General features: G+C 57.0%; 15 protein-coding genes, 1 tRNA gene and 1 pseudogene. 16 read left to right on the top strand and 1 reads right to left on the bottom strand.

Annotated elements, in window-relative coordinates; genetic code table 11:
• Positions 1–13: 13 nt before the first annotated feature.
• From flhA to HMPREF9163_RS07560, 9 genes are read left to right on the top strand one after another with little or no spacing between them, the layout of a single operon-like run.
• The gene (gene flhA, locus HMPREF9163_RS07600; protein WP_009441169.1) at positions 14–2,098 is read left to right on the top strand and encodes a flagellar biosynthesis protein FlhA; all 2,085 of its coding nucleotides are present in this window, start codon (positions 14–16) and stop codon (positions 2,096–2,098) included.
• Complete coding sequence (gene flhF, locus HMPREF9163_RS07595) at positions 2,099–3,490, top strand: flagellar biosynthesis protein FlhF (protein WP_009441168.1); 1,392 nt, start codon at positions 2,099–2,101, stop codon at positions 3,488–3,490.
• Position 3,491: 1 nt separating this feature from the next.
• On the top strand, positions 3,492–4,382 hold the full coding sequence (locus HMPREF9163_RS07590) for a MinD/ParA family protein (protein WP_009441167.1): 891 nt from the start codon (positions 3,492–3,494) through the stop codon (positions 4,380–4,382).
• Positions 4,383–4,400: 18 nt separating this feature from the next.
• Positions 4,401–5,093 carry a flagellar brake protein gene (locus HMPREF9163_RS07585; RefSeq protein ID WP_009657145.1) on the top strand — a complete coding sequence of 231 codons (693 nt, stop codon included), beginning with the start codon at positions 4,401–4,403 and terminating at the stop codon, positions 5,091–5,093.
• Positions 5,083–5,712, top strand: coding sequence for a CheB methylesterase domain-containing protein (locus HMPREF9163_RS07580; protein ID WP_009441164.1), 630 nt, complete (start codon positions 5,083–5,085; stop codon positions 5,710–5,712). The genes HMPREF9163_RS07585 and HMPREF9163_RS07580 overlap by 11 nt, the downstream gene beginning before the upstream one ends.
• A gap of 18 nt (positions 5,713–5,730) precedes the next feature.
• Entirely contained in the window at positions 5,731–7,788 is a 2,058-nt protein-coding gene (locus HMPREF9163_RS07575) for a chemotaxis protein CheA (protein WP_009441163.1), read from the top strand.
• Between the two features lie 19 nt (positions 7,789–7,807).
• Complete coding sequence (locus HMPREF9163_RS07570; protein ID WP_009441162.1) at positions 7,808–8,275, top strand: chemotaxis protein CheW; 468 nt, start codon at positions 7,808–7,810, stop codon at positions 8,273–8,275.
• 48 nt (positions 8,276–8,323) lie between these two features.
• Positions 8,324–8,947 carry a chemotaxis protein CheC gene (locus tag HMPREF9163_RS07565; protein WP_009441161.1) on the top strand — a complete coding sequence of 208 codons (624 nt, stop codon included), beginning with the start codon at positions 8,324–8,326 and terminating at the stop codon, positions 8,945–8,947.
• A gap of 1 nt (position 8,948) precedes the next feature.
• On the top strand, positions 8,949–9,434 hold the full coding sequence (locus HMPREF9163_RS07560; RefSeq protein ID WP_009441160.1) for a chemotaxis protein CheD: 486 nt from the start codon (positions 8,949–8,951) through the stop codon (positions 9,432–9,434).
• On the opposite strand, the pseudogene HMPREF9163_RS12520 reads toward HMPREF9163_RS07560, so the two are convergent.
• A pseudogene (locus tag HMPREF9163_RS12520) lies at positions 9,431–9,559 on the bottom strand (secretion protein HlyD); the annotation flags it as partial. The gene HMPREF9163_RS07560 and the pseudogene HMPREF9163_RS12520 overlap by 4 nt on opposite strands.
• A 57-nt stretch (positions 9,560–9,616) precedes the next feature.
• On the opposite strand from HMPREF9163_RS12520, the gene HMPREF9163_RS07555 reads away from it, so the two are divergent.
• The 7 genes from HMPREF9163_RS07555 to HMPREF9163_RS07525 all read left to right on the top strand — a co-directional run bounded on the left by HMPREF9163_RS07555 (position 9,617) and on the right by HMPREF9163_RS07525 (position 14,473).
• Entirely contained in the window at positions 9,617–10,009 is a 393-nt protein-coding gene (locus tag HMPREF9163_RS07555; RefSeq protein ID WP_009441159.1) for a hypothetical protein, read from the top strand.
• 25 nt (positions 10,010–10,034) lie between these two features.
• Entirely contained in the window at positions 10,035–10,790 is a 756-nt protein-coding gene (locus tag HMPREF9163_RS07550; RefSeq protein ID WP_009441158.1) for a FliA/WhiG family RNA polymerase sigma factor, read from the top strand.
• Positions 10,791–10,855: 65 nt separating this feature from the next.
• Complete coding sequence (locus HMPREF9163_RS07545; RefSeq protein ID WP_009441157.1) at positions 10,856–12,454, top strand: DUF342 domain-containing protein; 1,599 nt, start codon at positions 10,856–10,858, stop codon at positions 12,452–12,454.
• A gap of 18 nt (positions 12,455–12,472) precedes the next feature.
• Positions 12,473–12,805 carry a hypothetical protein gene (locus HMPREF9163_RS07540; RefSeq protein WP_009441156.1) on the top strand — a complete coding sequence of 111 codons (333 nt, stop codon included), beginning with the start codon at positions 12,473–12,475 and terminating at the stop codon, positions 12,803–12,805.
• 96 nt (positions 12,806–12,901) lie between these two features.
• Entirely contained in the window at positions 12,902–13,663 is a 762-nt protein-coding gene (locus HMPREF9163_RS07535) for a hypothetical protein (RefSeq protein WP_009441155.1), read from the top strand.
• 35 nt (positions 13,664–13,698) lie between these two features.
• Positions 13,699–13,775 (top strand) — tRNA-Pro (locus HMPREF9163_RS07530).
• A 65-nt stretch (positions 13,776–13,840) separates the two neighbouring features.
• The gene (locus HMPREF9163_RS07525) at positions 13,841–14,473 is read left to right on the top strand and encodes an NfeD family protein (RefSeq protein ID WP_009441154.1); all 633 of its coding nucleotides are present in this window, start codon (positions 13,841–13,843) and stop codon (positions 14,471–14,473) included.
• Positions 14,474–14,482 lie beyond the last annotated feature (9 nt).

The following is a 14,482-nucleotide window of genomic DNA, read 5'->3' as shown; positions in this document are numbered from 1 at the left end:
AGTGAGTGAGAGTATGGCGGCACCGCAGACCGGCAGTGTAAATCCTCTTGCATCCGGCAATCTCATACAACGATACAGTGACGTCCTGATCGCCGTTGCCATCGTAACAATCGTCATCATGATGATTATTCCGTTGCCGACGATTTTGTTGGACGTTCTTATCTGTCTGAATATTACAATTGCACTTCTCGTCGTGATGTCAGCGATCTATAATGTGGAGGCACTCGATCTATCGGTCTTTCCATCTTTATTGCTGATTACGACACTGTTTCGTCTGGCGTTGAATATCTCCTCGACCCGTCTCATCCTCCTCAATGGCTATGCCGGAGAGGTTATTACTGCGTTTGGCAACTTCGTTGTCGGTGGTAATGCGGTGGTCGGCTTCATCGTGTTCGTCATCCTCGTCATTGTCAACTTCATCGTCATCACGAAGGGATCGGAGCGCGTGGCTGAGGTTTCGGCACGATTCACCCTCGACGCGATGCCTGGTAAGCAGATGGCGATCGACGCCGATCTCAACCAGGGCGCGATCACGGATGCGGAGGCGAAGCGCCGGCGTGAAAAGGTGCAGCGCGAGTCCGATTTCTTCGGCGCAATGGACGGTGCTTCGAAGTTCGTCAAGGGCGACGCAATCGCCGCAATCGTCATCATGATTATCAACATCGGTGGCGGCTTTGTCATCGGCATGCTGCAGCGCGATATGGACGCGGCGCAGGCGCTGCAGACCTATACGTTGCTGACCGTCGGCGAAGGCCTGGTCGCACAGATTCCGGCGCTCCTCATCTCGACGGCAACCGGTATTATTGTCACGCGTTCAGCGGCTGAGGGCAACCTCGGCGGCGATCTCGTGAAGCAGCTCTTCCGCAACGCGCGTATCTTTATGATCCTCACGGGCGTTCTCCTCTTCCTCGCCATCATGCCGGGGCTGCCGGGCGTGCCATTTACGGTGCTCGCTGCAATCTGCGGCTTGATTGCATGGAATCTTCATCGGGGGCAGGCAGTGGAGCAGGAGGTGCAGCAGGTCGAGCAAAAGGCAAAGGCGAAGAAGGAGGCAACGACCCCCGAGAACATCGTATCCCTGCTGCAGGTCGACCCGATGGAGCTCGAGATTGGCTACAGTCTCATCCCACTTGTCGATACGGGGCAGGGGGGCGATCTGCTCGACCGCATTGTCATGATCCGTCGGCAGTGTGCGCTTGAGCTCGGCCTCGTCGTACCGACCATCCGCATCCGCGACAATATACAGATCAAGCCGAACGCGTACATCATCAAGCTCAAGGGCATTGAGATTGCACGCGGCGAGCTCATGCTCGACCACTACCTCGCGATGAACTCCGGCACGGTGTTCGAGGAGGTGCCGGGCATTGAGACGACGGAGCCGGCATTTGGTCTGCCCGCCCTCTGGATCTCGGAGAACGAGCGCGAGCAGGCGGAGCTAAACGGCTATACTGTGGTCGACGCGGTCTCCGTGCTCGCGACCCATCTCACGGAGATCATCAAGCAGCATGCGGCTGAGATCCTCGGACGTCAGGAGACGCAGAACCTCCTCGACAATCTCCAGAAGACCAACGCGGCGCTCGTGGACGAGGTCGTCCCGAACCTGCTCAGCGTGGGCGAGGTGCAGAAGGTACTGGCAAATCTCCTGAGCGAACGCATCTCGATCCGCGATATGAGTACGATCCTCGAGGTGCTCGCCGACTACGGTACAGCAACGAAGGATACGGACATCCTGACAGAATATGTCCGCCATGCGATGGCGCGGCATATCACACAGCAGAACGTCCAGAACGGTGTGCTGCCATGCATTACGCTTGACCCTGCGATTGAGAACAAGATTGCGGGCAGTGTCCAGCGCACGGAGCACGGTTCATATGTCAGCCTAGATCCCGATTCCATGCAGAAACTGCTGATGGCATTGCAGGAGGAGCTCAAGAAGCTGACCGATCAGGGCTATCAGCCCATTGTGCTGACGAGTCCGACCGTGCGTCCCTACTTCCGTAATCTTGTAGAACGCTCCATTCCGGGGCTGATTGTGCTCTCCCATGCGGAGATCGAACAGAATGTTGAAATACAGATCCTTGGGGTGGTGAGAATCTAAGTGCAGGTCAGGACGGTGCGTGCCTCCTCTGTAAAGGAAGCCATGGAACAGATCAAGGACGAGCTCGGCAGCGATGCCGTACTCCTCCATACAAAAAAATATCGTGAGGGCGGGGTGCTCGGCGGCGCAGAGATGATCGAAGTGACAGCTGCGGTCGATGAGACCCAGGCACGCGTACCACACGCGCCATCTGTGTACGTGCCGCCTGCTGCACCAATTCTCCCCTCCAATGTCCTCAATCAATATCGGATGACGGAGGCGCCCGCAGAGGGAGCAAGCGCAATGCCGGCACGGAGTGTTTTGCCTGCATATGACGGCTACGGGGCAGAGCCTACCGTTGCAGACCCCTATGCCACGGCAGCGGCACCCATCTATCCGCAGGACGTGTATGCGGCACCTCTCGCACCGGCACCTGCTGCACCTGTGCTGCAGCCTGCGGCGCCCGCCTATGAGACGGCGGTCAAACCACCTCCTATACAGGCGGCAGAATTAGAGCCCGCTGAAGCCCGTGCAGATCAGCAGAAGGATGGCTCAGCAGAGCGCATCCGTATGCTTGAGGATGAGCTTGCGCAGATGAAGACGATGCTCGCCTCGATGATGGCGGCGAATCAGCCGAAGGAAACGGTCACGATACGGGATGTCCTGCGCCGTCAGGATGTGCGCGATGAACTCTGCGAGGATTTTTCCGGCAAGATTCCGGTTGCCGATGTGAATCTAGACAGTCTGGATCCGCGCGCCGTCAGTGTTCTCTCCGGTTACCTCGCGCAGGTGATGAAGTTCACGGATGGACTGCAGATGGCTGGGCGAAGTTCCCGCGTTGTCGCCTTTATCGGAACGACGGGGGTCGGCAAGACCACGACGCTTGCCAAGGCGGCGGCTCATTTCGTGCTGGAGCAGAATCTCAAGGGCGCGCTTATCACCGCCGATACCTACCGTATCTCAGCGGTGGAGCAGCTCAAAAAATACGCCGAGATTCTGGGACTTCCCGTCGAGGTCGTCTACTCCGCCGCCGACCTCAAGAAGGCGATTGCACGCCACCGCAGCAAGGATTTTGTCCTCGTCGATACAGCGGGACGTAGTCAATACAATGAGTTTCAGATGGATGAGCTCAAGGACTTGCTCATGGCGCACCCCCGCATGGAAAAGCATCTCGTCGTCAGTGCCACGACGAAAGAAGAGGATGTGGCGGAGATCATGAAGCGATTCTCCGTATGCAAACCGGATCGCATCATCTTTACGAAGACAGATGAGACGCGGACGATCGGCATGGTACTCAATCTGCTTGCGGGCAAAGATCTCCCGCTTTCCTTCCTATCAAACGGGCAGAGCGTGCCGGACGACATCATTCCGGCGACGGCAGATCGGTTTGCGGAATTGCTTTTGAGGGAATGATATGACGGATCAGGCAACGCGGCTACGTCAAATGGTAGGTGCTGAGACCATTCCGATGCCTGTCTCATCTGCGCAGGCAGAGGCGTGGGCGCATGTGCGCGTGATTGCAATCACGAGCGGCAAGGGGGGCGTCGGCAAGACTAACATTGCCGTCAACCTTGCAATCGCCCTCCAGCGCAGGGGGCATCGCGTGCTCGTCATCGATGCAGATCTCGGTATGGCAAATGTGGACATCTTGCTCGGCGCCTCGTCGCGCAAGCACTTGCTTGACCTTCTGCAGCCCGAAGTGAAGCTGGATGACGTCATTGTCGAGACCCCACACGGCGTTCAGTACATCTCGGGAGGCTCGGGCATTGAGAAGGCTCTCGAGTATGACCATGCAGAGAAAGTCCTCCTGCAGCAAAAACTTGCCGACTGTGCTGCACGTGCCGATCTGATTATCGTTGATACGGGCGCGGGGCTTGGGCGCAACGTTATGGATTTCATCCTTGCGGCAGACGAGGTGCTGCTTGTGACAACACCGGAGCCGACCTCGCTCACCGATGCCTATGCTGTCATGAAGGCATACAGTATCTACGCAGCACAAAAGAATCTTCGTCTGATTATCAATCGTGTTTATGAGCAGAAGGAGAGCCGCGAGGTGGCTCTGAAACTGCAGCGCGCTGCCGAGAAATTTCTGCATATGCCCGTGGACTGCCTCGGCTATGTCTTTGAAGATACATCAGTCACGAAGGCAGTGCGCAAACAACTCCCGCTCCTGAAAGCGGAGCCAAACGCCGCAGCAGCGCGCTGTATCGATGCATTGGCAGAATCCCTGCTCACAGGCGGTGAAATGAGAGTGAAACGAGGCTGGAAAGGTTTTTTACAGCAAATTTTCAAGTTTTCGACGTAGCCAAGGAGGAAAATTCAAATGGCGGGCGAATTGGTACAGGCAAGGAGTGTTTTAGCCATTGGACAACGGCTGGAAATATTCTTTGAAAACAACGAGGAGGAAACCTCCGGCTACACGAGCCGTGTGGAGGATATCGTCGGAGATGAACTCGTTGTTGCTATGCCCCTTGACGAACGCCGTGTTCCTGTAATCCCAAATGTCGGTGAGAATTTGTACGTGCTTGCTGCAGGGGATGGATGCCATTATCGATTCTTTAGCATACATCGTGGTCACGGACGGCACGAAGGACGGATTCCCGTGCTTCATATTTCTTTGCCCGAGGTTGCGGAACGCTTTCAAAAGCGTGGGTTCTTCCGCATTAAGGTGAATCTCACGGCAACAATACGCCTTGTCGATCAGGAGGGGAAAATCGATGCACCGAAGCGTGTCCCCATTGTGGATCTGAGCGGCAGCGGTCTTGCTTTTGCATGGCCGAAATCCGTGCCTTTGCACGTGAATGCAGCGCTTGAGATTAATGATATTCCAGGCATCGGAACCCTTGAGATCATGACGCGGGTCATGCGGTGTACGCGCGTTGAGCGCGAAGACGACACACCGATTTATCATGTCGGCGTGCAGTTTCAAGGGATTTCGCGCGGCATGAGGGACAAGATCATTCGCTATCTGTTCCATGTGCAGCGGGCGCAGGTGGAGCGCGTAAATGATGACTGACAGAGAAAAGAATGCTGCGTCATATGCCGGGAGGGGGGCGCCTCGGACGCGTATGCGACTTGTTGTGATCGGTTCCTCGACAGGGGGGCCACAGGCATTGCAGACTGTCATAACGGGGCTGCCGGAGAACTTTCCCTGCCCTGTGGTCGTCGTTCAGCACATGCCGGCAGGCTTTACGAATGCGCTCGCGGGTCGTCTGCACGGCGTCTCACGCGTGCAGGTGCGGGAGGCGCGGGACGGGGATCTATTGGAACCCGGCTGTGTCTACATTGCACCCGGCAGTCACCATCTGCGCATCCTGCACGAAGCCGGTGCGCGGCGGATTGCGCTCAGCGATGAGCCTCCCGTCGGCAACCATCGCCCCGCCGTCAATGTGATGTACGACTCTGTCGCGCATCTGGGGAAGGACGTCGTCGCCGTGATACTCACGGGGATGGGCAGCGACGGGCGCGAAGGGATGCGCAAGATCAAGGAAAACGGCGGCTACTGCATCGCGCAGGATGAAGCGACCTGTGTCGTCTACGGAATGCCAAAATCCGTCATCGACGCGGGGCTAGCCGATGAGATATGCCCATTGCCGCAGATCGCGCAGGCGATCGAGGCGGCTGTGAGAAGATAGGAAATAGGGGGAATATCAATGGATAACCAGTATATGGACATGTTCCTGGATGAGTCGCATGAGCATCTGCAGTCGCTCAACGAAGGCCTTCTGCGCCTCGAGGAGAACATGGAGGAGATCGATGCCGTCAACGACATCTTCCGCAATGCACACACCCTCAAGGGCATGTCTGCGACAATGGGCTTTGCCAAGATTGCAGAGCTCACGCACGAGATGGAAGATGTACTTGATCTCGTCCGCAAGAGCCAGCTCAAGCTGAACGAGGACATTATGGACACGCTGTTCAAATGTCTGGACTCTCTCGAGCAGATGGTGGACAGTGTCGGTAACGGCGAGGCAGAGGATGTTGTCGATGTCTCGGATCTCGTTGCAAAATTGAGCTCCATTTCTAAGGGAACACCTGCGCCTGCTGCGGCAGCCCCCGCTGCAGCAGCGGCTCTTGCACCCGCAGCCAATGAGGGTGAGGCGTCCGGTGTGGATCTTGACCTCGATGAGATCGACCTTGATGTCATGAAGAAGGCCAAGGAAGCCGGCATGAATATGTTCCATGTCAAGGTTACCCTGATGGAGACCTGTGTCCTCAAGGCTGCACGCTCTGTCATGGTCATGCATGCGCTCGATGAGGTCGGCGATGTCATCAAGAGCATCCCGCCTGCCGAGGATCTCGAGCAGGAGAAATTCGAGCGCAGCTTTGACGTGCTTGTCGCCACAAGCGGTGACGCCGAGGCCGTACAGAACGCCGTGGATACGGTATCCGAAATCGAAGACATCCTCGTTGAGCCAGTTGATCCCGACAAGCTCGGCAAGGAGGCGGCGCCTGCGGAAGCTGCTGCACCCGCTGCGGCGGCACCTGCGGCGAAGCCCGCAGCACCTGCGGCCAAGAAGGAGGCGGCAAAGCCTGCAGCAGCTCCTGCGAAAAAGCCGCATCAGAGCCAGAGTGTCCGCGTCGACATTGAGAAGCTTGATACGCTCATGAACCTCATGGGCGAGCTCGTCATCAATAAGGTGCGCCTCGAGCAGATCGGACAGACGCACCGCATGAGCGACCTCATGGAGACGCTCGAGCAGATGGATCGCGTGACGGGCGACCTGCAGAACATCGTCATGAAGGTTCGCATGGTTCCGGTTAGCGCCGTGTTCAACCGCTTCCCGCGTATGGTGCGCGACGTATCCAAGGAGCTCGGAAAGGAAATCAACCTCACAATCGAGGGTGAGGAAACGGAACTGGATCGTACCGTTATCGACGAGATCGGCGATCCGATCATGCACCTCCTGCGCAACTCACTCGACCACGGTGTCGAGAGTCCTGAGAAGCGTGAGGCAAAGGGCAAGTCGCCCGTCGGCGAGGTCGGCCTCATCGCACGCCACGAGGGCAACAATGTCGTCATCATGATTACGGATGACGGCGCGGGCATCGATGCCGACAAGATCCGCAGGAAGGCGGTCGAGAAGGGCATGATCTCGCAAGAGGAGGCAGAGCGTCTCGACGATGCGGATGCCGTGCGCCTGATCTTCCTGCCGGGCTTCTCGACGGCGGAGCAGATTACCGATATTTCTGGCCGCGGTGTTGGCATGGACGTTGTGCGCAGCAAGATCGAGGCACTTTCAGGGCACGTCGATGTCGAGACGCATATTGACGAGGGTTCCGTCTTCAAGATCAAGCTGCCGCTCACGCTCGCGATCATCCAGGCGATGCTCGTGCAGGTGCAGGAGGAGATGTACGCCATCCCACTCGGATCCATCGACAGTACGATCAATATCGAACCCACGGATATTCAGACCGTCCAGAACAAGGAGGTTATTGTCCTGCGTGGGGAAATCATCCCGATCATCCGCATGGAGGAGGCACTCCAGGTACCGCATACGAAAGATTCCGACGAGCTCTTCGTTGTCGTTGTCCACGCGGGCGAGGCAAAGGCAGGCATTGTCGTCGATAATCTGATCGGACAGCAGGAAATCGTTATCAAGACACTCGGCAATCTCTTCGCCGGACTCAAGCTCTTCGGCGGAGCAACCGTGCTCGGTGACGGTAAAGTTGCACTGATTCTCGACGTTGCAACAATGATACAGCAGTAAGCAGGGGAGGGCAAAGAAGATGGCAGAGGATATGAATCAGGGAAATGCGCCGCAGAACTCGCAGTATGTGGCGTTCAATCTTCGCGATGAAGAATACGGCGTCAGCATTCTGAACGTACAGGAGATCCGTAATCTGACGGACATCACGCGCGTTCCGTTTGCAGCGGACTTTATCAAGGGCGTCATCAATCTGCGCGGTTCGGTGCTCCCCGTGATCGACCTCAAGCAGCGCCTTGGGCTTGCGGAGACCCCGTATACTGACCGCACACGCATTGTCACAGTATCCGTTGAGGATGTCCACGTCGGCATGCTCGTCGATGCTGTGACCGAGGTTCTGAGCCTCGAGAATGCGCCTGTCGACACGAAGAAGGCGACAAATGCACGCGAGAGCAGCCGTTTCCTCAGCGGGATCGGCAATATCAACGGACGCCTCATCGTCCTTCTCAATCTGGAGGAGATCGTCGGACTTCCGAAGGAAGCGAAATAAGAGGATCGGAGCTTCCCGATCATTGCCCCATGACGAGAGGTAGAGTGAATGAGCGTAGATGAGAACCTGACAGAACTGTCAGAGCTGCAGCTGGATGTGCTCAGAGAGATTGGAAACGTCGGCGCGGGAAACTCCGCGACGGCGCTTTCTCGTCTCATTCAGCGTCGTATTGAGATGAATGTGCCCCATGTGGCGCTTGTTCCAATTGAAGATGTGCCAGAATTTGTCGGCGGACCGGAACTGGTCGTCGTCGGTATTTTTCTGCGCGTTTACGGCAAGGCTCCGAGCAATATTCTCTTCCTCATCCCTCGAGACAGTGCCTTTGCACTCGTGGACACACTGCTTGGACGTGATCGGGGGGAGACGACCGAGCTTGATGCGATGGACGAATCGGCGCTCATGGAGATTGGCAACATTCTTGCAGGCTCCTATCTGAATGCGTTCTATACGTTCACGGGCATGAGCATGCTACCGTCGATTCCTGCGCTTGCCGTGGATATGGCGGGGGCGATTCTCAACGTCGTTCTGGTTCAGCTTGGCGAGATGGGCGATCATGCATTGCTCATCGAAACGAATTTTGTCGCGGAGGATCGGAGCATCAGCGGGCATTTCTTCCTTGTGCCCGACCCCGGATCCCTCAGCAGCATTATGAATGCGGTAGGAGTTGAATGATATGCCGGATTTGATAAAAGTCGGTATGGCCGACTACAAAGTCGGCGCAGCTCCATCCACATTGATCAGCTATGGATTGGGCTCCTGTATCGGACTTTCACTTTACGATCCACAGGCAAAGGTGGGGGGACTCCTCCACTATATGCTGCCGGACAGCAAACAGGCGCGTCCATCGGACACCCCTGCAAAATTCATCGATACGGGATTTCCTCTCATGCTCGCAGATGTCCTGAAGCTCGGCGGTGTAAAGTCGCGTCTTGTGGCGAAGATTGCGGGCGGTGCGCAGATGTTCGCGTTCTCGAATACGACGAGTGTCATGCGTGTCGGAGAGCGCAATGCACAAGCGGCGAAGGAGCTGCTTGCACAGCATGGCATCCGTCTCCTCGCGCAGGATACGGGGCTCAACTACGGGCGTACGGTTGCAATCGACCTGAATGACGGAACCTATACGGTGAAGACTGTCAGCAAGGGAGATAAAACAATCTAGGGAGGCACTGATAAATTCAGCACCGCCATCTTAGCGCATCTTTTTTGCCCGCACAACGCCTGCAAATCCTCCACATAGCCTCTGCTATGCGTCTGGTTTGCCTCCTCGTTCGGACGAAAAAATCTACGCCAATCTGACGGACTTTATTTTATCAGCGATTCCCTAGGGAGGAAGGTGAAGATATGTTCAAACTCGGCATGGCTCTGGTCTTTGCTGTCATTGCAGCACTTGTTGTATTTATTACGGGCATGATCGGGGATGCGCGTGTAACAACAGCGCTTCTGCGCAGCCTCATCGCATTTCTCTGCGCCGGTGTATTCACCTATCTCGTGACATTTATCCTTGAGGCGAAGGCATGGGCGGCGTTTGACAAAGAGCCGGCTGCCCGGATGCAGGACATGAAGACGCAGCACTATGATGCGGATGACATCGACTTCGATGCGGTGGAGAAGGGGGAGCAGGCAGCGGAGGAATTTGCCGCACCGACGAACTTTCAGCCCCTTGAGGAGAAATCCTTTGTCCACATGAGAACCCCGCAAACGGAGGGGGATGAAGCGGTGGCTGCACCGGCCTGAGTGTGTTTTTGGGAGCTGAGAGGAGATGATGCAGATGGCGGAGCAGCCGGCAGAAAATATTGATGCACTGTGGCAGGCATACGCGACGGAAAAGACCGTTGACGTACGCAACCGCATCGCCGAGCATTATCTGCCGCTCGTTCGTCTTGTTGCTGGGCGGATTTCCATCAGTCTTCCGCAGCATGTTGACCGGGAGGATCTCCTGAGCAGTGGCTTCTTTGGGCTGCTCGATGCGATTGAGCGCTATGAGCTCGCGCGCGGCAATAAATTTGAGACCTATGCCGGTGTGCGTGTACGCGGAGCGATGCTCGACCATCTGCGTGCAAAGGACTGGATTCCCGTCAGCGTGCGTCAAAACATCAAAAAATACGAGAAGGCGGTTGCGCGTCTCGAAGGCCAGCTCGGACGCACGGCAAGCGATGAAGAGCTTGCTGAGGAGCTGGATCTCACGGTTGAAGGGCTGCACCACCTCGAGGGACAGGTCAGCGCGGCGACCATCATCCCACTGGAGGAATATCTGCGCACGGATACGCCGGCCTCCATGGAGGACGGCCCCGTAGAACATGCGGAGTGGACTGAGGTCAAGGAGACCCTTGCTGCGGCGATTGAGAAACTTCCCGAGAAGGAGCGCACGGTGGTTGCGCTTTATTATTACGACGAGATGACCCTCAAGGAAATTGCGGCGATTCTGCACCTCTCCGAGGCGCGGATCTCGCAGCTCCATACGAAGGCAATCTTCCGCATGCGGGGGTCGCTTGCACGTATGAATGAAGAAGTATGATGTGTTGTAAACTGGGGGAAAAAGTTATAATAAAGGCGCAATTTTGAAGGATCGGAAGTGATGTTGTGGAGAGAACAGTAGGGAATGTCAAGGAAGGGTTTCAGCTTGTTGTCAAAGCGGACGGTAGTTATCTGACCGTCTATCCGGCGACCAAGGACAATCCAGCGATTGACCTTGAGACACTGAAGCAGCGCCTCAAGGAGGCGCGCATCGCGGATTATGATGAACTTCAAGTGGCGCGCCTTGTGCGTGCGGCGGATGGATTCGAGGTGAAACTGGATATGGCTTCAGCAGACGATGGGGAAAATGAGGTCATCCCGTTTACGATTGAAATTGCACGGGATGCAATGAGTGTTGCAGTCCGCTTCGATGAGAAGCGGGGCAATCTGGCGCCTGATGTCTCAGATGTGTTGGATGCGCTCGCTGCAAAGAAGGTTACCTATGGTATTGACCGCGATGCCATCGGGCGCGGTGTTGCGCGTCTGACTCCCTTTATGGCAGCGCGCGGAACGGCACCAGAGGCGGGCGTCGATGCGCGCATCGAAAAGAAATTCGATATGGGTGCAAAGGGGCGGCCTGCTGAGCGCGCCTATGACCGCGTGGACTATAAGGATATGAACATCTTTATCCGTGCGCAGATCGGCGATGTGCTTGCCGTGCGTATTCCAGAGACCAGCGGCGTGGCGGGCACCAATGTGTTTGGCGAAGAGGTTCCCGCAAAGCCGGGGAAACCGGCAGTGCTTCCACAGGGAAAGAATACGAAGATCGTCAATGAGCACGAACTCGTCGCGCTCATCGACGGGCAGATCGTAGATGATGGGAAGAAGATTGGCGTCGATCCTCATCTCGTCATTGACACGAGCGTCGATGTCGGCACGGGCAATGTCGACTTTGCCGGCAGCGTTGAAATCAAGGGCGATGTGGAGAGCGGCTTTGTCGTGAAGGCATCCGGAGATGTTGAGATCAGGGGCATGATCGGCGGGGCGCAGGTTGAGGGACGCAACGTCATTGTGCATGGCGGCATTCGAGGCATGAACATCGGAAAGATTTACGCCGCTGAGGACATCAGCATCTCCTTTGTTGAGAATGCGAATATCGTTGCAGGGCGCGACATCTTTGTCAACGATGTGGTTTTGCACTCGGAGATGCGTGCGGGTCATCACGTCCGCGTCGAGGGACGGCGCGGCATCATTACGGGCGGCAAGGTTGGCGCAGGCGAGTCCATCCGTGCCAAGGTGATGGGCAATAACTTCTATGTTCAGACGAATTTGGATGTCGGCATCGACCCGAACCTCAAGCATCAGCATGATACCTTGCTCAAGGAATGCCAGGCGGCGGTCAAGCGTCTGACGGAAATCCGTCTCTCGCTTGACACGCTGAAGAAACAGCCTCTTACGAGCCTTTCCGAGCGTCGGCGGGAGCAGCTCGTCGAGATGACGCACGCGCAGTTCCCTCTTGCCAACGAGATCAAGAAGATGCAGGAGAAGCTCGCACAGATGGAGGAGGAGCTGGAGCAGATGAAGCGCGGCTCCGTGGCCGCCTCGGATACGATCTATCCCGGGGTGAACGTCACAATCAGCGGTGTGAAGAAGTCCGTGGAAGAGGAGCTGCATCACGCACGCTTGCAGATGCTCGATGGACAGATTGCTATAGGAGTCTTTTGAAGAGAGGCAGGTGCCGTCATGAATGTCACGCCAATCAGCATGCAGATGATGATCCCGCAGTCCAATGAGGCAGGGAACGTCCAAAGCAATATGCAGAATCAGGTCAACGTCCAGCAGAGTTTTGAATCCATCCGTCAGAGGCAGGATGCTGAACTCGCGCGTCAGCAGGTGCGGGCAAAGGAGCAGGCCAGCGAGGATGCGCGTGTGAAGGATGATCCGGAGCGTGAGCGGCGGCAGGGCGGTCGCGGCGGCGATGGACGACGCCGTGACCGCGAGGATCACGGGCCAGAGCTGCTGCAGCGACTGGCTGCCGATCCGAGTCGCGGCGTGCATCTTGACATCAGTTTTTGATTTTTGAAATGTGGATAAGGGAGGCGTCCTGTTATTATTTCTGTTACCGAAATTCTGGGGGCACTCATCATCCTCGGGGCGATTCTTCTGCTCATCGTGCGCTACGTTCTTCATCGGCGTCAACGCAGCGATGAGGCGGATGAGGATCTTGCGGAATCCATTGAGAAGCTGAAAAAGGAGCTGCAGCAGTCTGCTGACACCATCATCAAGCGTCTCGGCTCTCATGTGACGAAACTCGAGGGGTTGTTGCGTGAGGCGGATGATCGGCGCGTGCGCCTCGAGACGCGCGTTGCAGATGCGCAGCGCCTCGAGTGGGCGTTGCGCCAGCGCATTGAGGAGTTGGAACGCCGCTTGCGCGATCTCGGTCAGACCGCGTCTGTTCCTGTTGCTCCCAAGGCAATTCCTGCGGTGGAGACACCCGCGTCTCTCATGCCACAGGTGCAGGAGGCGCGGCGTACGGACGGCGATGAATTCGCCGCCGTTCTGCACGCATCCATTCTGCGTGAGCAGGCGCGTGCCACGGCAGAGCCTCCAGCGCAGCCGTATACGACAGGGGCTGCGCCGCAGGTCTATGTGCCGCCCGCGCCACGCGCCGCGTTGCCGCAGGAACGACCGGCGCCTCCACCTCCGACACACGGGCAGCCGATGCCGCTGCAGCGCACACAGCTTCCTGATACATCTGTGCCCCCGCCTCCAGCTCCTCCCATAGAACCGGAAGCACCCGCAAAGGAGGACGAAGCGATCATCAAGGCACGTGCACTTCTGCGTGCGGGACGTACGATCGAGCAGGTCGCACGCGAGACGGGGGTCGAGATCGGGGCGCTCCGTCTCATGAAGCAGATGACGCAAAGGGATTGACAAAACGAGAAAAGACCGTTATAATACCATTTGTTCGGGACGTAGCTCAGCTTGGTAGAGCGCTTCCTTGGGGTGGAAGAGGTCGTGAGTTCAAATCTCGTCGTTCCGACCATTTTCAGCATAGGAACCTCCGCGCAGCTTGCGTGGAGGTTTTTTCGCGTAAGGAGGAGGGCTTCTATGAATCTTATTGTCGATGTCGGTGTACTTCAGGTGCTGCTGCTCGCCGTCATGTTCCTCTCCATCATGGTGGAGATCAAGACAGGCGGCCTCGGTGTGGGCGTCCTGCTCGGCATTGTCGCGGCGGCGGTCTTCTGGGGCAGCCAATATACACGGGGACTCGTGGAACTCTATCACATAGCGGTCTTTCTTGCGGGCGTGCTCATGATTATCGTGGAGATCTTGCTGCCGACCGTGGGGCTGCTCGCGGGGCTCGGTGTTGCGGCAATGCTCTACAGCATTGTGCTCGCGCTCGGCGGGGACATCGGCGCACTCGCGGCGCTCGGGATCGCACTCGTGATCTCCGTCGTGCTCTTCATGCTTATCGTCTCGCGTCTGCCGTCGAGCAAACTGTGGAACAAGATCGTTCTGCAGAAGAGCTCGCGCACAGAGGAGGGCTATGTCAGCGCGGCGGAGCAGTCCGAACTTGTAGGGAAAACGGGCGAGGTGCTCACGGAGCTGCGTCCTTCGGGGACGGCACGCATTGACGGCCGCCCCGTGGATGTCATCTCGGAGGGCGCGTATATTCAAAAAGGGAAGCAGATTGTTGTCCTGTCCGTGAACGGCAGCCGCGTCGTCGTGCGCGAGGCATAGCTAGCCATC

It is taken from the genome of Selenomonas sp. oral taxon 138 str. F0429, assembly GCF_000318175.2.
GTDB classification, from domain to species: Bacteria; Bacillota; Negativicutes; order Selenomonadales; family Selenomonadaceae; genus Centipeda; species Centipeda timonae.
This window is presented reverse-complemented; position numbering and strand designations above follow the sequence as displayed.